Source organism: Micromonospora sp. M61 (assembly GCF_018070245.1).
GTDB lineage: Bacteria > Actinomycetota > Actinomycetes > Mycobacteriales > Micromonosporaceae > Micromonospora > Micromonospora zamorensis.
The window spans coordinates 14,499-39,454 of record NZ_JAGPYA010000009.1 but is presented as its reverse complement, the minus strand read 5'-3'; the positions used below and the strand labels follow the sequence as shown (position 1 = coordinate 39,454).

The window sequence follows — 24,956 nt, the reverse complement described above, 5'->3', positions numbered from 1 at the left end:
TGTGAGCGTGCGGGTCAGGCGATGCCGAACTTCTTGCCGAGGAGTTCGAACATCTCCTCGTCGGTGGCGTCGGCCAGGGCGTCGCCCGCGGTCTCCACCGGCTCGGCGCGGCCGTGCTTCCAGTCGGCGACGAGCGCCTGCATGCGGGTCATCAGCCGGACGTACGTGACGTCGTCCGGTTCGAGGCCGTCCAGGGCCGCTTCCAGCCGGTCCAGGTCGTCCAGCGCGGAACTGTCGTCGGCGCCGCCGCACAGGCTGTCCAGGAAGGCGGCGAGCGTGACCGGGTTCGGATAGTCGAAGACGAGCGTGACGGGCAGCCGCAGGCCGGTGGCGGCGCCCAGGCGGTTGCGCAGCTCCACGGCGGTCACCGAGTCGAAGCCGAGCTCCTGGAACGCCTTCTTCGGCGGCACCTCGTCGGCCGAGGCGTAACCGAGCACAGTGGCCACCTGCGCGCGTACCGTCTCCAGCAGGACCTTGGCCCGCTCGGCGGGCGGCAGGCCCGCCAGGCGCGCCGTGGCACTCTCGCCGGCGCCGTCCCCGTCGCGGGCGATGGCCGCGAGCACCTGCTGTGCCTCCGGGATCGCGCTGACCAGCGGGCTGGGCCGGGTCGCGGTGACCGCGACGAAGAACCGCTCCCACCGGATGTCGGCGACGGTGAGGAACGGCTCGCCGTGCTCCACCGCCTGGCGCAGCGTGGTGATCGCCAGCTCGGGTGCCATCTCGGCGACGCCGTGGCGGGTCAGCAGCTCACCGAACTCGCCGTCGGCCATGCCACCGCCACCCCAGGCGCCCCAGGCGATCGCGGTGCCCGGCAGGCCGAGCGACCGGCGGTGCTGCACCAGGGCATCCAGGTAGGCGTTGGCGGGGGCGTAGTTGCCGACGCCGGAGCTGGCCACCGTGCCGGCGAACGAGGAGAACGTGATGAACGCGTCCAGGTCCAGGCCCCGGGTCAGCTCGTGCAGGTGGCGGGCCGAGTCGACCTTGGCGCGCAGGACACCGTCGACGCGGTGTGTCTCCAGCGCGTCGATCACGCAGTCGTCGAGGACGGCGGCGCTGTGCACCACAGTGGTCAGCGGTGTCTTCGCGGGGATCGCGTCGATCAGCGCGGCCAAGGCGTCCCGGTCGGCGGCGTCGCAGGCGGCCACTGTGACTGTCGCGCCCAGCGCGGTGAGGTCGTCGCGCAGCCGGTCCGCGCCGGGCGCGTCCGGGCCTCGGCGGCTGACCAGCAGCAGGTGCTCGGCGCCGTGCTCGGCCAGCCAGCGGGCCAGTTGGGACCCGAGGCCGCCGGTGCCACCCAGGATGAGGGTGGTGCCGCGCGGCTGCCAGCTCCGCGCCGGGCTGCGGTCGCCGACCGGGGCGCGCATCAGGCGCCGACCGAGAAGGCCGGGCGGACGGATCGCGGCCTGGTCCTCGCCGGTCGCGCCGGAGAGCAGGGCGCAGAGCAGGCCGGAGCCGCGCTCGTCGAGCGTCCCGGGCAGGTCGACGAGGCCACCCCAGCGTTCCGGGTGTTCGAGCGCGGCCACCCGGCCGAAGCCCCAGAGCAGCGCCTGGACCGGGTTGGCCAGGGGGTCGCCCGGCCCGGTGCCGACCGCGCCGTGCGACGCGCACCAGAGCGGGGCGCCGACGCCGAGGTCGCCGAGGGCCTGCACCAGTACGACGGTGCCGGCGAAGCCGCGCGGAGTGGAGCGGTGCCCGTCGAGGACCCGCTCGTCCAGGGCGAGCAGGGACAGCACCCCGTCGGGGCGGTCGCAGCCGGCCGCGTCGAGCGCCAGGGTGAGCTGGGCGGCCAGGGCGGTGCGCTGGACGTCGACCGAGTCGATCTCCAGCGGCACCACCTGCGCGCCGCCGGCCCGCAGGGCTCCGCTGACCTGGGCGGGCAGCGGGGAGTCGAGACCAGCCGGTACGGCGACCAGCCAGGTGCCGGTGAGACGTGCCGGCTGGTCGGGGACGCGTACCCACTCGTCGCGGTAGCGCCAACTGTCCAGCATCGAGCCGGTCTGCCGCTGCCGCCGCCACGACGACAACGCCGGGAGCAGGTCCCCCACGGCGGCCGGGTCGGCGCCGATGGTCTCGGCGAGCACGTTCGCGTCCTGCCGCTCGACGGCGTTCCAGAAGACCGCGTCGTCGGTGCCCGGGGCCGCGGCGGCGGGAGCCGGAGGCCGCTGGCCGCCCAGCCAGTACGGCCGGCGCTGGAAGGCGAAGGTCGGCAGCGGCACGATGCGCCCCTGCGGCTGGACCGTCGCGAAGTCGACAGCGGCACCGTGCACGTACGCCGCGGCCAGCGACTGGGTGAACCGGCGGAGCCCCCCGTCGCCGCGGCGCAGCGTGCCGAGGACCACGGCGTCGCCGCCGGCCTCCTCGGCGAGGCCGGTGAGCCCGGCGATCAGCACCGGGTGCGGGCTGATCTCGACGATCAGGGCGTGACCGGCGCCCAGGGCGGTGCGGACCGCCCGGTCGAGGCGGACCGGGTTGCGCAGGTTGTCGTACCAGTAGCCGGCGTTCATCGCGGAGCCGTCGATCGGCTCGCCGGTGACCGTGGAGATGATCGGGACGGTGCCGGCGGTCGGCGTGATCCCGTCCAGGAGCCGGGCCAGCTCGTCCTCGATCGGCTCGACCTGGGCGCAGTGCGAGGCGTAGTCCACCTGGACCTGCCGGGCGCGGACACCGGCCGCCTGGGCCGCGGCCAGGAAGCCTGCGACGTCGGCGCCGGCCACGACCACGCTGGACGGGCCGTTCACGGCGGCGACGGCGATGCCGTCGGTGAGCAGCGGTTCTACCGCCGAGAGCGGGGCGTTGACCGACACCATGCCGCCGGTGCCGGACAGGGCCAGCAGCGCGCGGCTGCGCAGGGCGACCACCTTGGCGGCGTCGGTCAGCGACAGCGCGCCGGCCACACAGGCGGCGGCGATCTCGCCCTGGGAGTGGCCGATGACCGCGCCGGGTCGTACGCCACGGGAGATCCAGGTTTCGGCGAGCGACACCATCACCGCCCAGAGCGCGGGCTGCACCACGTCGACCCGGTTCAACGCGGCCGGGTCGGTGGAGCGCAGCACGTCGAGCAGCGACCAGTCGACGTACGGGTCGAGGGCGGCGGCACACTCGGCGATCCGGGCGGCGAAGACCGGCTCCTGGTCGAGCAGTTCGGTCGCCATGCCGAGCCACTGCGAGCCCTGGCCGGGGAAGACGAAGAGTGGCCTGCCGCCGAGCTGCCGGTCGGCCCGGGGGGCGCTGCCGTCGGGGAACTCGGCGAGGATCTGCAGCATCTCCCTGCGGTTGGAGCCGACGACGACGGCGCGGTGGTCGAAGGTGGCCCGGGTCTTCCACAACGAGTGGCCGACGTCCGTCGGTGTGAGCGAGGGGTGCCGGGTCAGGTGGTCGTGCAGGCGCCGGGCCTGCTCGACGAGGCCGGCCTCGGTACGTGCCGAGATCGGCCACGCGGCGAGCTGGCCGTCGCTGCCGTCGGTGGCATCGACAGGGGGCTCGGCCGGTGGCTGCTCCAGGATGATGTGCCCGTTCGTGCCGGAGACGCCGAACGACGACACCCCGGCCCGGCGCGGGTGCCCGGTCTCCGGCCACGGGATCGTCTCGGTGAGCACCTGCGCGGCGCCCGCCGACCAGTCCACGTGCGAGGTGGGCGCGTCGACGTTGAGTGTCTTCGGCAGGACCCCGTGCTGGATGGAGAGCACCGCCTTGATCAGCCCGGCGATGCCGGCCGCCGACTGGGTGTGCCCGATGTTCGACTTGACCGAGGTGATCCAGAGCGGGTGCTCCGCCGGACGGCCCCGGCCGTACGTCTCCAGCAGCGCCTGCGCCTCGATCGGGTCGCCGAGGGTGGTGCCGGTGCCATGTGACTCGACGGTGTCGACCTGGTCCGGGGTGAGCCGAGCGTTGGCGAGCGCGGCGCGGATGACCCGCTCCTGGGCCGGCCCGTTCGGCGCGGTCAGGCCGTTGGAGGCACCGTCCTGGTTGGTCGCGCTGCCGCGCACGATCGCCAGGATCGGGTGGCCGTTGCGCTGCGCGTCGGAGAGCCGCTCGGCCATGATGATGCCGACGCCCTCTCCCCAGGCGGTGCCGTCGGCGGCCTCGGCGAAGGGCTTGCACCGGCCGTCCGCGGCCAGCCCCTTCTGCCTGCTGAACAGGATGAACGCACCCGGCGCCGCCATGATCGTGACGCCGCCGACCAGGGCCAGGTCACACTCGCGCGACCGCAGCGACTGGACCGCCCAGTGCATCGCGACCAGCGACGACGAGCAGGCCGTGTCCACCGTGACGGCCGGGCCACCGAAGCCCAGGCTGTACGCGATCCGGCCGGACGCGACGCTGGTGGTGGTGCCGGTGCCGAGGTACATGTCGACGCCCTCGGGCGCCTCGTGCAGCGCGGTGCCGTAGTTCTGCTGGGTGATGCCGACGAACACGCCGGTCTGGCTGCCGCGCAGGCTCTGCGGGTTGACACCGGCCCGCTCGATCGCCTCCCAGGACGCCTCCAGCAGCAGCCGCTGCTGTGGGTCCATGGCGAGCGCCTCGTGCGGGCTGATCCCGAAGAACGCGGCGTCGAAGTCGGCGGCGTCGGTCAGGAACGAGCCCTCCCGGACGTAGCTCTGGCCGGGTGCGTCCGCGTCCGGGCTGTAGAGCGACTCCAGGTCCCAGCCACGGTCGGCGGGGAGCGGGCCGAGCGCGTCGCGCCCGCCGACCAGCATCTGCCAGAGGTCTTCCGGCCCGCGTACGCCTCCGGGGAACCGGCAGCTCATCGAGACGATCGCGATCGGCTCCCGGTCACGGTTCTCGGCCTCGTGCAGCTGCTGCCGGGTCTCCTGAAGGCTGGTGGTGACCTTCTTGAGGAAATGGCGAAGCTTCTCGTCGTCTGCCATCACGACACTCCGAACTCTCGGGTGATGAACTCGAACATTTCGTCGTCGGTGGCCGACTCGAGGTCCTGCGCCACGTCCGCGGCGCCGGTGGGCTCCAGCCCGGCCAGCAGGTCCCGCAGGCGACTGGTCACCTGCTCGCGGACCGGTCCGTCGCCGGGCAGCGTGGCCACGGCGGCTTCGATCCGACTCAACTCGGCCAGCAGCGGCTCGGCCGCCCCGACCTCGTCCGGCACCACCTGCGCCCGCAGGTACGCGGCGAGCGAGTGGGCGTTCGGGTAGTCGAAGACGAGGGTGGCGCGCAGCCGCAGGCCGGTCGCGACGTTGAGCCGGTTGCGCAGCTCGACGGCGGTCAGCGAGTCGAAGCCCAGCTCCTTGAACGGCAGGGTCGGGTCCACCTCGTCCGGGCTCGGGTAGCCGAGGACAGCGGCGACGTTGGCGCGTACCACCTGGAGGACCAGGGCGTCGGCGTCCTCGTCGGCGAGACCGGCGAGCCGCTGGGCCAGGCCCACGACCGACGGGCCACCGGCCGGTTCGGCGACCGGCCGGGTGGCGCCACGGACGAGTCCGCGCAGCAGCGCCGGCACTGTCTCCACCGGCTGGTTGCGCAGCCCGGCCAGGTCCAGGTCGGCGGGGATCAGCAACGGCTCGTCCAGCACACCTGCCGTGTCGAACAGGGCGAGCGCCCGGGCGGTCGGCAGTCGCCGGACCCCGCCGCGCGCCACCCGGCGCAGGTCGGCACCGTCCAGGTGCCCGGTCATGCCGCTGGCCTGCTCCCACAGGCCCCAGGCCAGGGATTCGGCGGGCAGGCCGAGCGCCCTGCGGTGGCGGGCCAGCTCATCCAGGAAGGCGTTTGCCGCCGCGTAGTTGCCCTGCCCCGCGCCGCCCAGCACGCCGGCCGCCGAGGAGAAGAGCACGAACCGGGCGATCTTGCGGTCCCGGGTCAGCACGTGCAGGTTCCACGCGGCGTCGGTCTTCGGCGCCAGTACGGCGTCGATGCGCTCCGGGGTCAGCGCGGTGACGACACCGTCGTCGAGTGCGCCCGCAGCGTGCACGACGGTCAGTGGCCAGTCAGCCGGTATCCGGTCCAGGACCGCCGCGAGGGCGTCCCGGTCGGTGGCATCGCAGGCCTCCACTGTGACCTCGGCGCCAAGGTCGGTCAGGTCGGTGACCAGGTCGTCCACCCCGTCGGCGGAGCGTCCGCGACGTCCGGTCAGCACCAGCCGCCGGGCGCCGTGCTCGGTGACGAGATGCCGGGCGAGCAACCCGCCGAGGGTGCCGGTGCCGCCGTTGATCAGCACGGTGCCGTCCGGGTCGCCGGGCGTGATGTCCGCGCGCGGTTCCGGGGCGACCGGGACCGGCGCCAGGCGTGGTGCCAGCGGACGGCCGGCGCGGACGACCACCTGCGGCTCGCCGGAGGCGACCGCCGGGACGGCCACCGCGAGTGAGGTGGGATCGTCGTCGAGGTCGAGCAGGACGAACCGGTCCGGGTTCTCGGCCTGGGCGGTGCGGATCAGGCCCCACGCGGCGGCCGCGGCCAGGTCACCGGCCGCATCGTCGGTGTTCGCCGCGACCGCGCCGCGGGTGACGACGACCAAGCGCGACGCGCCGAAGGCCGGCTCCGCGAGCCATCGCTGCACCAGGTCGAGCGCGAGCGTGGTGCTGTGCCGGGCGCCGACGCCGGGTTCGGCCGTCCGCAGTGGATCCGCTTCGAGCGTCACGAAGACCAGCTCGGGTACGGCCGGCGCGTTCGCCAGCGCGGCCAGGTCCGGGTACCCGGTCCCGGCGACACCGGTGAGCTGGTACGGGTCGGCGCCGACAACGGCGGTAGCCGGCGCGGTTGCGGGCAGCACCGGAGTCCAGTCCAGCCGGTACAGCGACTCGTGGTCGCCGCCACGGGCACTGGCCAGCCGGTCCGCCGAGACCGGCCGCATGATCAGCGAGTCGATCTCGGCGACCGGGGCGCCGGTGCTGTCGGCGACGGTGAACGAGACACCGACGGCGCCGGCCGGCTTGAGCCGGATCCGGAAGCTGGAGGAGCCGGTGGCGTGCAGCGAGATGCCACTCCAGACGAACGGCAGGCGGCTCCGTTCGGCGGGTTCACCGTCGCCCATCCGGGTCAGGAAGTTGTTGAGCGACATGGCCTGGAGCCCGGCGTCGAGCAGGGCCGGGTGCATGCCGTACGCGCCTGCGGCGGCCCTGCCCGACTCGGGCAGGGACAGTTCCGCGTAGACGTCGTCCTCGGTGACCCAGGCGGCGCGCAGGCCCTGGAACATCGGTCCGTAGTCGAACGCGGTCCGGCTGACGGCCTCGTAGAACTCGGTGAGGTCGACCGGCCGGGCGCCGGGCGGTGGCCAGGTGGTGAGGTCGGTCGGTGCGGCCGGATCGGCGGCGGTGCTGATCGCGCCGGTGGCGTGGTGGATCCAGCCGGTGGGGCTGAGCGCGTCGGCGGGCTCTCCGTCGTCGGAGCGGGAGCGGACGTTGAAGGCACGCCGGCCGTTGCCGTCCGGTGGGCCCACCCAGAGCTGTAGTTGGCGGGCGCCGCGCTCGGGCACGATCAGCGGGGTGAGCAGGGTGAGTTCTTCCAGCCGCCGGCATCCGGTCTGGTTGGCGACGTGCAGGGCCAGTTCGACGAAGGCGGTGCCGGGCATGACGTTGGCGCCCATCACCTTGTGCTCGCCGAGCCATGGGTGGGCCTCGACGGAGAGCAGGCCGGTGAAGAGGACCCCGTCGGAGTCGAGCAGCGGGATGGCGGCGCCGAGCATCGGGTGGTTGGCGGCGCTGAGTCCGGCGGTGGCGATGTCGGCGGTGACCGGGAGGTTGACCTCGTCGACCCAGAACCGCTGGTGCTGGAACGGGTAGGTGGGCAGGTCGACGGTCCGGGTCGGCGGGACGACGGTGCTCCAGTCGACTGGGGCGCCCTGCACCCAGGCCTCGGCGAGGGCCCGCACCACCTGCCGGGGGCCACCTTCGCCTCGGCGTAGCGTGCCGACGGCGGGAACGTCGGCGGTGTCGGCGATCGCGCCGGTGAGCACCGGGTGCGCGCTGACCTCGATGAAGATCCGGTGCCCGGCCGCCTGCGCCGCCTCGACGGCCAGGTCGAGACGCACCGGTTGACGCAGATTCTGATACCAGTAGCCGGCGTCCATCACGCCGCCGTCCTCCAGCGTGGAGAACACCGGCACCGCACCGGGCTGCGCTCGCACACCGTCGAGGACACGGGCCAGTTCCGCTTCCACCGGCTCGACCAGAGCGCAGTGTGAGGCGTAATCGACCTTGACCCGCCTGGCCCGCACCCCGGCCGCCTCCGCAGCCGCCAGGAACGCATCCAGATCGGCACCGGCCACGGCGACACTCGTCGGACCATTGACCACCGCAACACTCACACCGTCGGTCAACAACGGGGTGACCACGTCCAGGCCGGCGTTGACCGACACCATCCCACCAGTGCCCGCGATCGACAGCAGAGCCTTGCTCCGCAACGCCACGACCCTCGCCGCGTCACTGAGCGACAGCACCCCGGCCACACAGGCCGCCGCGATCTCCCCCTGCGAATGACCGATCACCGCATCCGGAGTCACACCCTTCGCCCGCCACACCTCCGCGAGAGACACGTGCACCGCCCACAGGACCGGCTGCACCACATCCACCCGCTCCAACGGATCGTCCGAGCGCAACACCTCCAACAGATTCCAGTCCACGAACGGATCCAGCGCCGCCGCGCACTCCGCGATCCGCGCCGCGAACACCGGCTCCGCATCCAACAACTCAGTGGCCATACCGACCCACTGCGAACCCTGACCCGGGAACACGAACACCACACCGGCCGAGCGCGCGGCACCGGAAACCACAGTGCTGGACGGCAACCCGTCGGCCAAGGCCACGAGGCCACCGCGGTGATCCGGACCGAGCACCACCGCCCGCTGGAGGAACTGGGATCGGGCCACCAGCGAGTGAGCGATCTCGGCCGGGGCCGAACCAAGGTCGGTGAGCCGGCGGGCCTGGTCGGCGACAGCCTTGGCGGTACGCCCGGACAGCACCCACGGCACGTCCTGCGACACCACGGCCGGCTCGTCGACCGGCGCTGCCGGCGCCTCCTCGATGATCACGTGCGCGTTGGTGCCGGAGACACCGAACGACGAGACGCCGGCCCGGCGCGGACGCCCGTACGCCTCCCACGGCCGGGCGTCGGTGAGCAGCTCGACCGCGCCGGCCGACCAGTCCACCTCGGGGGTGGGCTCGTCCACGTGCAGGGTGCGCGGCATCGTCTCGTTGCGGATCGCCGCGACCATCTTGATGATCCCGGCGACGCCGGCGGCGGCCTGCGCGTGCCCGATGTTCGACTTGATCGACCCGAGCCGCAGCGGCCGGTCGGCGGGCCGGGCCTGACCGTAGGTGGCGAGCAGCGCCTGTGCCTCGATCGGGTCGCCCAGCACCGTCCCGGTGCCGTGCGCCTCGACCACGTCGACGTCGGCGGCGCCCAGGCCCGCGTTGGCCAGGGCGGCCCGGATGACGCGCTGCTGAGAGGGGCCGTTCGGGGCGGTCAGCCCGTTGGAGGCGCCGTCCTGGTTGATCGCGCTGCCCCGGACCACGGCGAGGACCTGGTGGCCGTTGCGCCGCGCGTCGGAGAGCCGTTCGACCACCAGGACGCCGGCGCCCTCGGCCCAGCCGATCCCGTCGGCGGACCCGGCGAACGACTTGCACCGACCGTCCGGGGCCAGCCCGCGCTGCTGGCTGAACGCGACGAACGCGGCCGGGGTCGCCATCACCATCACGCCACCGACCAGCGCGAGGGAGCACTCCCCCTGCCGCAGCGCCTGGGCCGCGAGGTGCAGGGCGACCAGCGACGAGGAGCAGGCGGTGTCCACCGACAGCGACGGCCCCTCCAACCCGAGCGCGTACGAGACACGACCGGAGATGACGCTGGCGGTGGTACTGGTCAGGCCGAAACCGCCCACGCTGGACGGGTCACGGCCGAGCACGCCGCCGTAGTCCTGGCCGCTGGTGCCGGCGAACACGCCGGTCCGGCTGCCGCGCAACGACACCGGGTCGATGCCGGCCCGCTCGATCGCCTCCCAGGAGACCTCCAGGAGCACCCGCTGCTGCGGGTCCATGGCGACGGCCTCGCGGGGGCTGATCCCGAAGAACGCGGCGTCGAAGTCGGTGGCCCCGTCGAGGAAGCCGCCCTCCCGGACGTAGAAGCCGCCCGGTCGGTCCGCGTCCGGGTCGTAGAGACCCGCGATGTCCCAGCCCCGGTCCTCCGGGACCCCGGTGATCCCGTCGCTGCCCAGGTCGACCAGGTGCCACAGGTCCTCGGGCGTGCGCACACCGCCGGGGTAGCGGCAGGCCATGCCCACGATGGCGATCGGCTCGTCCGCGGCGATCGGCGCGGCCTCGGGGCTCGCCGGTGCCGGTGCCTCGATGCCGATCAGCTGGTCGTGCAGGTATCCGGCGAGAGCCTGCGGGGTCGGGTAGTCGAAGATGAGAGTGGCCGGCAGGCGCAGCCCGGTCGCACCGCCCAACTGGTTGCGGATCTCCACGGCGGTCAGCGAGTCGACGCCGAGTTCGGAGAGGGGTTGCTGCGGCGGGACGGCCGCCGGACCGGAGTGGCCCAGGACGGCGGCTGCCTGTCCGCGTACGAGATCGAGCAGTGCGCGCTCCCGGTCCGCCTCGGCGAGGGCGGCGAGGTGGGTGAGGAACGCGTTGCCGGCGCGGGTCTTGGTGCCCGGCCTGCCACCCGGCAGCCGGACCAGACCGCGCAGCAGCACCGGGACGCCGCCCTGGACGGCCTGAGCGCGCAGCGCGGCGAAGTCCAGCCGGGCCGGCGCGACCACCGGTACGGAGGCGGCGATCGCCCTGTCGAAGAGCGCGAGCGCGTCGTCGGACGGCATCGAGACGATGCCGCCGCGGGCGATGCGGGAGAAGTGGGTGTCGTCCAGGTGCTCGGACATGCCGCTGCGGGCGTCCCACAGGCCCCAGACCAGCGACACCGCGGGCAGCCCGGCGGCCCGCCGGTGCTGGGCGAGCGCGTCCAGGTAGGCGTTCGCCGCCGCGTAGTTGCCCTGACCGCCACCGCCGAGGGTCGCGGCGAGCGAGGAGAACAGGACGAACGCGCTCAGGTCCGCGTCCCGGGTCAGCTCGTGCAGGTGGTGGGCCGCATCGACCTTGGGCCGCAGCACCGCGCCGACCCGGTCCGGGGTGAGCGCGCTGACCACGCCGTCGTCGGAGACCCCGGCGACGTGCACCACGGCGGTCAGGGGATGCTCGGCGGGCACCGAGGCGAGCAGCGCGGCGACCGCGTCCCGGTCGGCGGTGTCGCAGGCCTCCAGGGTCACCGCGGCGCCCAGCCTGGTCAGTTCGGCGCACAGCTCGGCGGTGCCTTCGGCGGCGCCGCCCCGGCGACTGGTGAGCAGCAGGTGCCGCGCGCCGTGCAGGGTGACGAGGTGCCGGGCGAGCAGGCCGCCCAGGGTGCCGGTGGCACCGGTGATCAGGACGGTGCCGTCCGGGTCGAGCGAGCGGTGCGGCTCGCGGGCCGGGGCGAGCCGGGCCAGCCGGGGCACCCGTACCGTGCCGCGCCGGACGGCGACCTGCGGTTCGCCGGAGGTGACCGCCTCGATCAGCCGGCCCGCGCTCTCCGGGTGCGCGTCCAGGTCGGCCAGGACGAAGCGCTCCGGGTTCTCCGACTGGGCCGAGCGGATCAGGCCCCAGACCGGGGCGGCGGACAGGTCGGTGACGTCCTCGTCCGGGCCGGCGGCGATCGCCCCGTGGGTGACCAGGACCAGCCGGGCCCCGTCGAAGGCCGGGTCGTCCAGCCAGTGCTGCGCGGTGACCAGCGCGGCGATGGTGGTGGTGTGGGTGGATCGCGGGTCCGGGTCCGTCCCGGAGCAGTCGGCCAGGACCAGGTCCGGGCGGTCCGCCCCACCGGCCACAGCGACACCGAGGGCCGCGAGGTCCGGGTAGCGGTCGACGCCGCGAGCGTCGAGTTCGGGCAGATCGTCGCCGAGGATCACGATCCGGCCCGGGTCGACGGCGGTGGTCGTGACGGCCGGCCAGTCGACGTGGAAGAGCGTGTCGTCGGTGGTGGCGAGTTGTTCGGCGGAGATGGGCCGCAGCGTGAGCACCCGCACCTCGGCGACCGGCGCGCCGGTGGCGTCCGCGACGGCGACGCTCACGTCGGCGTTCTCCGCGATCCGCACCCGGACCCGCAGGTCGGTGGCGCCGGCCGAGTGCAGGGCGACGTCGTTCCAGGCGAACGGGAGCCGGTTGCCCTGCTCGGTCGTGCGGGCCGGCAGCAGGCCGGTGGCGTGCATGGCCGCGTCGAGCAGCGCCGGGTGCAGACCGAAGTCCGCCGGGTCGGTGCCGCTGCCGTCCGGGATACGCACCTCGGCGTACGCGTACTCGCCGGCCACCCAGGCCCGCTGGAGCGCCTGGAACGCGGGTCCGTAGGTGAAGCCCTGCGCGGCGAGCCTGTCGTAGAAGCCGGTCAGGTCGGCGGGGTGTGCCCCGGCCGGCGGCCAGTTGGTGAAGTCCCGCCAGTCGGCGGTGGACGCCTCGGCGGCCTGGACCGTCCCGGCGGCGTGGCAGGTCCACGGCTTGTCCGGGTCGGTGACGTCGACCGCTCGGGAGTGGACGGTCACCGCGCGGGAGCCGTCGTCCTCGGCCGGGCCGACCCACACCTGAAGTTCGGTGTCGCCGCGCTCGGCCAGCACCAGCGGCGCCTGGAGGGTGAGTTCCCGCAGATGACCGCAGCCGACCTGCTCACCGGCGCGCAGCGCGAGTTCCACGAAACCGGTGCCGGGCACCAGCACGGTGCCCTGCACGGCGTGGTCGGCGAGCCAGGAGTGCTGCTCCAGGCTGAGACGGCCGGTGTAGAGGAAGCCGCCGCCGTCGGCGAGCGCGACGGCCGCGCCGAGCAGCGGGTGCCCGGCCGGGCGTACGCCCACGTTGGTCAGGTCGCCGGTCCATCGGCGGGAGGTGTCCGGCCAGTAGCGCTCGTGTTGGAAGGCGTAGGTGGGCAGGTGCACCGGCCGGCCGGCGGGGAGCACGGCACGCCAGTCCGGGGACACACCGTGCACGTGCAGGCGGCCGACCGCGGCGAGCAGGGCAACCGGTTCGGGGCGGTCCTTGCGCAGCGCGGCGACCACCACCTGACCGTCGGTCAGGCAGTCCTCGGCCAGAGCGGTGAGGACGCCGCCCGGGCCGATCTCCAGCAGGGTGGTGACGCCGGCGTCCGCCAGCGCGGTGATGCCGTCGGCGAAGCGGACCGCGTCCCGGACGTGCCGCACCCAGTAGGCGGCGTCCTGTCGCTCGTCGAGCCGGCCGGTGACGTTGGAGACGATCGGGATTCGCGGTTCGTGATAGGTGATGCTCTCGGCGACCCGGCGGAAGTCGTCGAGCATCGGCTCCATCAGCGCCGAGTGGAAGGCGTGGCTCACGGTCAGCCGCTTGGCCTTGCCGAAGTGCGCGGCGACGGCCTCGACCGCGTCCTGCCGGCCGGAGAGCACGATGGAGCGCGGGCCGTTGACCGCCGCGATCGACACGCCCTCGGTCAGCAGCGGCAGCACCTCGGCCTCGGTGGCCCGAACCGCGATCATCGCCCCGCCCGAGGGCAGCGCCTGCATCAGCGTGCCGCGAGCGGCGACCAGGGTCGCGGCGTCGGCCAGGGACAGCACCCCGGCGACATGCGCCGCGGCCAGCTCACCGACGGAGTGACCGATCAGGTGGTCGGGGACGATGCCCCAGGACTCGATCAGCCGGTACAACGCCACCTCGACGGCGAAGAGACCGGCCTGGGTGTAGGCGGTCTGGTCCAGCAGGCCGTCCGGGTTCTCCGCGATCACCTGGCGCAGCGGCTGCTCCAGGTGCGGCTGGAGCGCGTCGCAGACCTCGTCGAACGCCGCCGCGAAGGCGGGGTACGCGGCGGCCAGCTCGGTGCCCATGCCGGCGCGCTGGGAGCCCTGACCGGAGAAGAGAAAGGCGGTACGCGCTGTCCCCCGCTGGCCGACGAGCACTCCGGTGTCGAGGCGCCCCTCCGCCAGCGCCGCGAGCCGGTGCACCAGGTCGGCGCGGTCACCGGGCAGGAGCACAGCCCGGTGGTCGAACGTGCCGCGGGCGGTCGTCAGGGCGTACGCCAGGTCGCGCAGGTCGACCCGGTCGTCGCCGGCCACCCGGGCGAGCAGTTTCGCCGCCTGCGCCCGCAGTGCCCGTTCGGTACGCCCGGACAGCAACCACGGTCCGTCCGGCGTCGAGCTGACCGCCGGTGCGGGCGCGGTGTCGTCCGCTACCTCCGGGGCCTGTTCGAGGACGACGTGCACGTTGGTGCCGCTGACCCCGAAGGAGGAGACCGCCGAGCGGCGGGGCTCCCCGGTCCGCGGCCACGGCCGCCGGCTGGTGAGCAGCTCGACGGCGCCCTCGGACCAGTCGACCTGCGGGGTCGGCTCGTCGACGTGCAGCGTCTGCGGCAGGACACCGGCGCGCATCGCCAGGACCATCTTGATGATGCCGGCGACCCCGGCGGCGGCCTGCGTGTGCCCGAGGTTGGACTTGATCGAGCCGAGCCACAGCGGACGCTCCGGGTCGCGGTCCTTCCCGTAGGTGGCGATGAGGGCCTGCGCCTCGATGGGGTCGCCGAGGCTGGTGCCGGTGCCGTGCGCCTCGACCGTGTCGATCTGTGCCGGGGTGAGGCCGGCGTTGGCCAGTGCCCGTTGGATGACGCGCTGCTGCGCCGGGCCGTTCGGCGCGCTGAGCCCGTTGGATGCGCCGTCCTGGTTGACCGCCGAGCCGCGGATCACGGCGAGGATCGGGTGGCCGTTGCGTTGCGCGTCACTGAGCCGCTCCAGGACGAGCACGCCGGCGCCCTCCGCCCAGCCGGTGCCGTCGGCCGCGGCGGCGAACGCCTTGCACCGCCCGTCGCCGGACAGCCCGCCCTGGCGGGAGAACTCCAGGAACGCGCCGGGGGTGGCCATCACGGTGGCGCCTCCGGCCAGCGCGAGCCCGCATTCCTGCTGGCGTAGGGCCTGTGCGGCGAGGTGCAGCGCCACCAGCGACGACGAGCACGCGGTGTCGACGGTGACCGCCGGGCCCTCCAGCCCGAGGCAGTACGAGACCCGCCCGGAGACGACAGCGGCGGCGTTGCCGGTGAGCAGGTGCCCTTCCAGTCCTTCGGAGGCGCCCAGCAGCAGCGTGCCGTAGTCCTGACCGGCGGTGCCGGCGAAGACACCGGTCTGGCTGCCCTTCAACGTCGACGGGTCGATCCCGGCGTCCTCCAGGGCCTCCCAGGTGACCTCCAGCAGCATCCGCTGCTGCGGGTCCATTGCGGTGGCCTCGCGCGGCGAGATGCCGAAGAAGGCCGCGTCGAAGTCGGCCGCGTCGTAGACGAAGCCGGCCTGGCGGGCGGCGGAGGTGCCCGCCGCGCCGTCGCCGAACAGCGCGTCCAGGTCCCAGCCCCGGTCGTCCGGGAACTCGGCCATCGCGTCGCGTCCGTCGAGCAGCAGTTGCCACAGGTCCTCGGGGGCACGCACGTCGCCGGGGAAGCGGCAGCCCATGCCGATGATGGCGATGGGCTCCTGCTCGCCCGCCTCGACCTCGCGCAGCCGTTGCCGCGTCTGGTGCAGGTCGGCGGTGACCCGCTTCAGATAGTCGAGGAGCTTGTCTTCAGTCAGCATCGCTTGCCAACCCCTCCGGATGCGCGCATCGTTCGGTCAGGACACCGAAAGTTGCGTGTCGATGAAGTCGAAGATCTCGTCGGCGCTGGCCGACTGGAGCTTCTCGGTGACGGTGTCGCCGCTGTGTTCGGTGGTTCCGTGCAGGTCGGCCAGGAGTGTCTGGAGCCGCGCGGTGAGCTGCGACCGCGCGCCCTTGTCGAGGGTTCGCCCGGCGATCAGCCCGGCGAGCCGGTCCACCTCGGCCAACAGCGGCAGCTCGGCAGCCGAGTCACCGACGATCCGGCCCACCAGGTGTGCGGTGAGGGCCCGGGCGTTGGGGTGGTCGAAGGCCAGCGTCGCCGGGAGCTTGACGCCGGTCACCACGCTGATCTGGTTGCGCAGCTGCACCGCCGTCAGCGAGTCGAAGCCCAGTTCCTTGAACGCCCGGTCCGGCTCGACCGCCGTGCTGTCCGGGTGGCCGAGCACCGAGGCCGCCTGGGCGCGGACCAGGTCGAGCAGGACGGCGTCCCGCTCGGCCGGGTCCAGACCGTCGATCCGGCGCAGCCAGGGCGCGCTCGACGGGTCGCCGGTGCCGGCGGCCACCGCGGCACGCACCGCAGGCAGGTCGCTGACCAGGCGCGGCGGGCCGGCCGGGTGCTGTTCGGTGAAGCGGTCCCAGGCGATGTCGGCCACCACGATCCGGGTGTCGGCGTGGTCGAGGACCTGACCCAGCGCGGTCAGGGCGGCCGGGGTGGGCAGCGGGGTGGTCGCGGGGCCGTCGGTGGCCTCGCTCTGCGCCCATCCGCTCCAGGCGATCGAGGTGGCGGGAAGGCCGGCGGCGGTGCGCCGGTCAGCCAGGGCGTCGAGGTACGCGTTCGTGGCGGCGTACGCGCCCTGCCCGGTGCTGCCGAGAGTCCCGGCGAGCGCCGAGAACAGCACGAACGCGGTCAGGTCGTGATCGCGGGTCAGCTCGTGCAGGTGACGGGCGCCGGTCGCCCGGCCGGCGGCGACGGCGGCCAGACGCGCACCGGTGAGTCCGGTCAGCAGGCCCGAGTCGCGGGTCCCCGCGAGGTGGAAGACGGCGGTCAGGTCGTCGATGCCGTCGAGCAGTCCGCGTACCGCGTCGCGGTCGGCGACGTCGCAGGCGGCGATGGTCACCCGGGCGCCGAGCTGTTCCAACTCGGTGCGCAGGTCACCGGCGCCGGGGGCGTCCGGGCCCCGGCGGCTGGTGAGCACCAGGTGCTCGGCGCCACGTCCGGCCAGCCAGCGGGCCACGTGTGCGCCGATCGCGCCGGTGCCACCGGTGATCAGTGTGGTGCCGGTCGGTGCCCATCCGGTCGTCGGTGCCGGGGCGTTGAGCGGCGCCGGTCGCAGGCGGCGGGCGACCGCCCCCGCGGACCGGATGGCCACCTGGTTCTCGCCGGTTGAACCCGGCTCGCCGCGAAGGGTGACGGCGAGCCGGGTTCCGGCCACCGGGTCGAGAGTGTCGGGCAGATCGATCAGCCCGCCGAAGCGCTGCGGGTCCTCGGCCTCGAGTACGGGTCCAAGGCCCCAGAGCATCGCCTGGGCCGGATGCGGCACGTCCTCGCCGGGGGCGACGGCAACCGCCCCACGGGTGACGCACCACAGTTTCGCCGGGGAACCGATGTCGCCGAGCGTCTGCAGCAGCGTCAGCGTGGCGGTCGTCCCGGTGGTGATCTGCGGGTTCTCTCGATCCGGACGTTGGTCGAGCGCGAGCAGCGACAGGACGCCGGCGAGCGGGATGTCGATGTCGGAGAGCCGGTTGAGCAAACTGGCCAGCTCGGCGCGCTCGGTGGTGGCGGGTGCGATCTCCAGGACCTCCGCGCCGTGCTCGCGCAGGGCGGCGGCGCAGTCGGTGGCGATCCGGTGCTGGTCGGTGGTGTCCGGTACGACGAGCAGCCAGGTGCCGTCGAGCCGGGGCGGTGTGCCGGCGTCCGGGATGGGGGTCCAGCCGACGGTGTGGCGCCAGGTGTCGGTGGTGTCCCTCTCCCTGCGGGCGCGCCGCCAGGTGGCGAGTGCGGGCAGCAGGTCGCCGCCGTCGCCGGTGATGCCCAGTGGGCTGAGGTCGCCGTCCTCGACGGCCTTCCAGAACTCGCTGTCCACCGGGTCGATGGCGCTCATCGCGCCTCCGCCAGAGGGCCAGTAGCGCTGGTGCTGGAACGGGTAGGTGGGCAGGTCGACGACCCGGGTGGCCGGGATGACGGTGCTCCAGTCAACCGGGGCTCCCTGCACCCAGGCCTCGGCCAGCGACCGTACGACCTGGTCGGTGCCACCGGCGTCGCGGCGCAGGGTGCCGATCGTGGCCGCGTCCACAGTGTCGGCGATCGCGCCGGTGAGCACCGGGTGGGCGCTGACCTCGATGAAGATCCGGTGACCGGCGGCGTACGCGGCCTCGACGGCCAGGTCCAGGCGCACCGGCTGGCGTAGGTTGCGGTACCAGTAGGCGGCGTCCATCGTGGCGCCGTCCTGAACGGAGGAGAACACCGGCACCTCGCCGGCCAGCGGCGTGACACCGTCGAGCAGTCGGGCCAGCTCGGCCTCGACCGGCTCGACCAGGGCGCAGTGCGAGGCGTAGTCGACCTTCACCCGCCTGGCGCGTACGCCGGCTGCCTCCGCGACGGCCAGGAAGACGTCGAGGCTTTCCGGAACCCCGGCGACGACCACGCTGGTGGGGCCGTTGACGGCCGCGACGCTCACGCCGTCGGGAAGCAACCTGGTGACCACGTCCAGGCCGGCGTTGACCGAGACCATGCCGCCCGTGCCGGCGATCGTCAGCAGCGCCCTGCTGCGCAGCGCGACCACCTTTGCGGCGTCGCCGAGGGAGAGGACCCCGGCGACACAGGCCGCCGCGATCTCACCCTGCGAGTGACCGATCACCGCGTCCGGTACGACACCCCTGGCCCGCCAGACGTCGGCGAGGGCGACGTTGACCGCCCAGAGGACGGGCTGCACGACGTCCACCCGCTCCAGCCACCGCGGGTCGTCGGAGCGCAGGACGTCGAGCAGGTTCCAGTCGACGAACGCGTCCAGGGCCGCGGCGCACTCGGCGATCCGGGCCGCGAAGACCGGCTCGGCGTCGAGCAGGCCCACCGCCATGCCGATCCACTGTGAACCCTGGCCGGGGAAGACGAAGACGACCTCCGCGTCGGGGTACGTCGACCCGGAGATGACTGTGCTCGACGGCAGACCGTCGACCAGGGCGTCCAGACCGGGCGCGTGGTCCGGGCCGAGCACGACGGCCCGCTGGCTGAACGCCGAGCGGGTCGCGGCCAGCGAGTAGGCCACCTCTCCGGGTGCGGCGTCCAGCGCGGCGAGCCGCTGGGCCTGGTCGGCGATCGCCTTCGCGGTGCGCCCGGTCAGCAGCCACGGCACGTCCGACGTCGTCGCGGTGACCTCGTCGGCGTCCACGGTCGGCGCTTCCTCGATGATCACGTGGGCGTTGGTGCCGGAGACGCCGAACGAGGAGACACCGGCCCGACGCGGGCGCTCGCCCGCACTCCACGGCCGCGCCTCGGTGAGCAGCTCCACCGCGCCGTCGGACCAGTCCACCTGCGGCGTCGGCTCGTCCACGTGCAACGTCCGCGGCAGGGTCCCGTGGCGCAGCGCCTCGACCATCTTGATGATGCCGGCGACACCGGCGGCGGCCTGGGTGTGCCCGATGTTCGACTTGACCGACCCGAGCCACAGCGGCTGGTCGGCGGGACGTTCCTGACCGTAGGTGGCGAGCAGCGCCTGGGCCTCGATCGGGTCGCCGAGCCGGGTGCCGGTGCCGTGCGCCTCGACCACGTCGACATCCGCGGCGGACAATCCGGAATTGGCGAGAGCGGCCCGGATGACGCGTTGTTGGGAGGGCCCGTTCGGCGCGGTCAGACCATTCGAGGCACCGTCCTGATTGACAGCGGAACCGCGGACCACAGCGAGTACGCGGTGACCGTTTCGGCGCGCGTCGGAAAGCCTCTCCACGAGAAGCATTCCGACGCCCTCGGAGAATCCGGTGCCGTCGGCGGCACCCGCGAAGGCCTTGCAGCGCCCGTCGGCGGCCAGGCCCCGCTGACGGGAGAAACCGACGAACAACGACGGGGTGGCCATCACTGTCACACCACCGGCCAGGGCGAGATCGCACTCGCCGCTGCGCAGGGCCTGCGCAGCGAGATGCAGCGCCACCAGCGACGACGAGCAGGCCGTGTCGACGGTGACCGCAGGGCCCTCCAGGCCCAGGACGTAGGACACCCGGCCGGACAGGACCGCGCCGGCGTTGCCGGTGGCCAGGTAGCCCTCCAAGCCTTCGGAGGCGCCGAACAGCACGGCCGAATAGTCGGAGCCGTTGGTGCCGGCGAAGACGCCCGTACGCGAACCGGCGAGTGCCGCCGGGTCGATTCCGGCGCGCTCGACGGCCTCCCACGAGGCTTCCAACAACAGCCGCTGCTGAGGATCCATCGCTAATGCCTCACGCGGATTGACACCAAAGAATTCGGCATCGAACTCACCTACGTCGTAGAGGAACCCGCCATTCCGGGTGTATGTGGTCCCAGCGTTGTCGGGATCGGGATCGAACAACACCCCTAAATCCCAGCCCCGATCCGTAGGAAACGCGCCCATGCCGTCGCCGTCCGCGCTGACCAGCCGCCACAGGTCCTCCGGCGAGCCGACGCCGCCCGGGTAGCGGCAGCTCATGCCGACGATGGCGATCGGCTCGTCGACCGCCACCGGGGTCGTCGGGGTCGGGGTGGCTGGTCCCGGGTCGGTGTCCACTAGCTGTTCCCGCAGACGGGCGCTGAGGGCGTGCGGCGACGGGTGGTCGAAGACCATGGTGGCCGGCAGGCGCAGGCCGGTGGCGCGGGCCAGCCGGTTGCGCAGCTCGACGCCGGTCACCGAGTCGAAGCCGAGTTCCTGGAAGGTGCGGCGCGGCTCGACCGCCTCCGGTGACGGGTAGCTGAGCACCGCGGCCACCTGGGCGCGGACCAGGTCGAGCAGCGTGCGCCGCTGGTCCGCCTCGGACTGGCCGGCGAGCTGCCGGGCGTACCCGTTGGTGGGTGTCGCGGCCGGGTCGTCGGCCGCGGTCGTCGCGGCGCGCGACAGCAGTTCCCGCACCTCGGGCACCACGTCGAGCAGCGGGGCCGCCCGGGTGGCGGTGAAGGCGACGAAGTACCGCTCCCAGGCGATGTCGGCGATGGTCAGGTACGTCTCGTCGTGGTCGACCGCGCCGCGCAGCGCCTCGATGGCGAGCGCTGGTTGCATGCCGGGCATCCCGTGCCGGTCGAGCAGGTCGCCGAATCGGCCGTCGGCGAGGCCGCCGCCGTCCCAGGCGCCCCAGGCCACCGAGAGGGCGTGCCGGCCGGTGGCGCGACGCTGCTGGGCGAGCGCGTCGAGGTAGGCGTTGGCCGGGGCGTAGTTGCCCACGCCGGAGCTGGCGAGGGTGCCGGCCACCGACGAGCAGAGCATGAAGACGGCGAGGTCCAGCTCACGGGTCAGCTCGTCCAGGTTTGTCGCGGCGGTCATCTTGGCGTGCAGGGCACGCGACATCCGGTCGACGTCGAGGGCGTCGACGACGGTGTCGTCGATGGCGGCGGCGGTGTGCACGACGGCGGTCAACGGGTGCGCGGCCGGCACGTCCGCGAGGACCCGGGCCAGCGCGTCCCGGTCGCCGGCGTCGCAGGCCACCACGGAGACCGTGGTGCCCAGTCCGGTGAGTTCGGCGGCGAGGTCGGCGGCGCCCGGCGCGTCCGGTCCACGGCGGCTGAGCAGCAGCAGGTGCCCGGCTCCGGAGCGGGCCAGCCAGCGGGCGATGTGGCCACCCAGCGCGCCGGTGCCGCCGGTGATCAGGACGGTGCCCTCGGGGTTCCAGCGGCGGGTCGGGGTCGTCTCGGCGAGCGGCGCGCGGACCAGGCGGCGGCCGAAGACGCCGCTGCTGCGCAGTGCAACCTGGTCCTCGCCGGTGGCGCCGGAGACGACTGTGGCGAGCAGTCGTCGGGTGCGGTCGTCCAGTTCGGCCGGGACGTCGACGAGCCCACCCCACCGGTCCGGGTGCTCCAGCGCGGCGACCCGCCCGAAGCCCCAGACCAGGGCCTGGGCCGGGTTGGTGACCGGGTCGGTACGACCGACCGACACCGCCCCCGAGGTGGCGCACCACAGGGGCGCACCGAGGTCGGCGATCCCGAGTGCCTGGGTGAGCGCGACAGTGGCGGCGAAGCCGGCCGGCACGTCCGGGTGGTCCGGCAGCGGTTGCTCGTCCAGGGCGAGCAGGGAGAGGATGCCTCCGGGCTGCGCGCCGCGCAGGGTGTCGGCCAGCGAGTCCCGGTCGGCGGTGCGGGTGTCGACCTCGACGGCGATGACCCCGGCGGCGTGCTGGCCGAGGGCGTCGAGGGCCGCGGTGACCCGGTCGTCGTCGCGCCGCCCGGCGGGCACCAGGACCAGCCAGGTGCCGGCGGGGGCGCCGTCGGCGCCTCCCGGGTGCGGGCGCCACGCGATGTGGTACCGCCAGGAGTCGACGGTCGCCTGGTCGCGACTGCCCCGGTGCCACGAGGTGAGGCTGGGCAGGATCGGCTCGACCACCTCACCTCCGACCCCGAGGGTGGCGGTGAGCGCGTCGACGTCGGCGCGGTCCACGGCCGCCCAGAAGCCGGCCTCGGCCGGGGTGCCGCTGCCGGTGCCGGTGCTCGGGTCGGCGGCGCCGAACTCCACCTCCAGCCAGAAGCGCTGGTGCTGGAACGGGTAGGTGGGCAGGGCGACGGTACGCGCGCCGGGGAACACCGCCGGCCAGTCCAGTCGGACGCCGTGCACGTGGGCCTCGGCCAGTGACCGGGTGAAACGGTCGAGGCCGCCCTCGTCCCGGCGCAGACTGCCGATGACCGCGGCGGCGTCGTCGTCAGTGCCGCCGAGCAGTTCGGTGAGCCCGCCGGTCAGGACGGGGTGCGGGCTGCACTCGATGAAGACGGTGTGCCCGTCGGCGCGCAGGCGTTCCACGGTCTGCGCGAAGAGGACCTGCTGGCGCAGGTTGCGGAACCAGTAGTCGCCGTCCAGCATCGTGGTGTCCAGCGGCTCACCGGTGACAGTGGAGTAGAACGGGATGGCCGCCGGGCCGGGCGTGAGCCCTTCCAGGGCGGCCAGCACGGCGTCGCGGATCCGCTCCACGTGGGCGGAGTGCGAGGCGTAGTCCACGTTGATCCGCCGGGCTCGTACGCCGTCGCGCTCGCACTCGGCGAGCAGCTCGTCCAGGGCGTCCGCGTCGCCGGCCACGACCACCGACGCCGGCCCGTTGACCGCGGCGACGCTGATCCGACCGGGGTAGGTCTCCAGCCGTCGCCGCACCGCCTCGGCGGGAGCCGCGACCGAGACCATGCCGCCGAGCCCGGACAGCGCCGACAGGGCCTGGCTGCGCAGTGCGACGACCTTCGCGCCGTCCTCCAGGGACAGTGCGCCGGCGACGACCGCGGCCGCGATCTCGCCCTGGGAGTGGCCGACGACCGCGGCCGGGGTGACACCGTACGAGCGCCACAGCTCGGCGAGCGAGACCATGACCGCCCAGAGCGCGGGCTGCACCACGTCGACAGGCTTCAGCACGGCCGGGTCGGTGGAGCGCAGCACGTCGAGCAGGGACCACTCGGTGTGCGGCCGCAGAGCCGCGGCGCACTGCTCGATCCGCGCGGCGAACACCGGCGCGGTCTCCATCAGCTCGGCGGCCATCCCCACCCACTGGGAGCCCTGGCCGGGGAAGACCAGCACCGCGCCGGTCGCCTCACCCCGGGAGGCGTACGCGTCCGCGGTGTCCGGCCCCTGGTCGGCGAGCGCGTCGAGGCGCTGGCGCAGGCTCGCCAGGTCGCGGCCGACCAGCACGGCCCGGTGTTCCAGGGCGGCACGGGTGGTGGCCAGGGAGAAACCGACGTCCGCCGGATCGACGGGTCCGGCGGTGTCCAGGTGGGTGGCGAGGCGGCTGGCCTGGTCGCGCAACGCCGCCTCGGTACGCCCGGACAGCACCCAGGGCAGGGCCGCTCCGGCCGGCGCCGGGGTCACCGGCTCCGACGACGGGGCGGGGGCCTCCTCCAGGATCACGTGCGCGTTGGTGCCGCTGACCCCGAAGGCCGACACACCACCGCGCCGGGGCAGCCCGGTGTCCGGCCACGGCAGGCGTTCGGTGGCCAACGCGACAGTTCCCGCCGACCAGTCGACCTGCGGTGTGGGCTCGTCGACGTGCAGGGTGGGCGGGACCACGCCGTGCTGGATGGCCAAAGCCATCTTCATCATGCCGGCAATGCCGGCGGCGGCCTGGGTGTGGCCGATGTTCGACTTGACCGATCCGATCAGCAGGGGCCGCTCGGCGGCGCGCTGCTTGCCGTAGGTGGCGATCAGGGCCTGTGCCTCGATCGGGTCGCCGAGGGTGGTGCCGGTGCCGTGGGTCTCGACCACGTCGACCTGCGCTGCGGTCAGCTTCGCGTCGGCGAGCGCCTGACGGATCATGCGCTGCTGGGCGGGGCCGTTCGGGGCGGTGAGACCGTTGGACGCGCCGTCCTGGTTGAGGGCGCTGCCGCGGACCACAGCGATGACCGGGTGGCCCCGGCGCTGCGCGTCGGAGAGCTTCTCCAGCAGCACCAGGCCGACGCCCTCGGCCCAGCCGGTGCCGTCGGCGGACGCGGCGAAGGGCTTGCAGCGGCCGTCGCGGGCCAGGCCACGCTGCCGGCTGAACTCCACGAACGGGGTCGGCGTCGACATGATCGCGACGCCACCGGCGAGGGCCAGGGAACACTCGTCGCGGCGCAGCGCCTGGGCGGCCAGGTGCACGGCGACCAGCGACGACGAGCAGGCGGTGTCGATCGTGACGGCCGGCCCCTCCAGGCCGAGGGAGTACGCGATCCGCCCGGACACCACGCTGGTCGAGCTGCCGGTGAGCAACTGCCCCTCGATGGCGTCCGGCGCGCTCATCAGCACCCGGGCGCTGTAGTCCTGCATGGTGACGCCCGCGTAGACACCGGTGCTGGTGCCGCGCAGCGACAGCGGGTCGATCCCGGCGCGTTCGAAGGTCTCCCACGCCGACTCGAGCAGCAGTCGCTGCTGCGGGTCCATGGTGAGCGCCTCGCGCGGCGAGATCCCGAAGAACGCGGCGTCGAACTCGCCGACGTCGTCGATGAACCCGCCATGCCTGGTGTACGTGGTGCCGCGGTGCTCCGGGTCGGGGTCGTAGAGCTCCTCCACGTTCCATCCCCGGTCGGCGGGGAACTCGGTGATGCCGTCCCGGCCGTCGGCGAGCATCCGCCACAGCTGTTCCGGGCTGTTCACACCGCCCGGGAAGCGGCAGCTCATCGCGACGATCGCGATGGGCTCCTGGTCGCGTGACTCGACGGCCTGCAGCTGACGCTTGGTGCGCCGCAGATCAGCGGTGACCTTCTTGAGGTAGTCGAGAAGCTGCTGCTCATCGGCCATCGTTCGGCCCTCC

The 24,956-nt window shown here is 73.8% G+C and carries 3 protein-coding genes; all 3 read right to left on the bottom strand.

Going from position 1 to position 24,956, the window contains the following annotated elements:
* Positions 1-14: 14 nt before the first annotated feature.
* The 3 genes from KBX34_RS07480 to KBX34_RS07470 are packed head-to-tail and all read right to left on the bottom strand — an operon-like array spanning position 15 to position 24,943.
* Entirely contained in the window at positions 15-4,871 is a 4,857-nt protein-coding gene (locus KBX34_RS07480) for a type I polyketide synthase (protein ID WP_374223665.1), read from the bottom strand.
* The gene (locus KBX34_RS07475; RefSeq protein ID WP_210924076.1) at positions 4,868-15,529 is read right to left on the bottom strand and encodes a type I polyketide synthase; all 10,662 of its coding nucleotides are present in this window, start codon (positions 15,527-15,529) and stop codon (positions 4,868-4,870) included. Before KBX34_RS07475 ends, KBX34_RS07480 begins: the two co-directional genes overlap by 4 nt.
* A gap of 36 nt (positions 15,530-15,565) precedes the next feature.
* A complete protein-coding gene (locus KBX34_RS07470; protein WP_210924074.1) occupies positions 15,566-24,943 on the bottom strand; it encodes a type I polyketide synthase in 9,378 nt (3,125 codons plus the stop codon).
* Between the last annotated feature and the right edge of the window lie 13 nt (positions 24,944-24,956).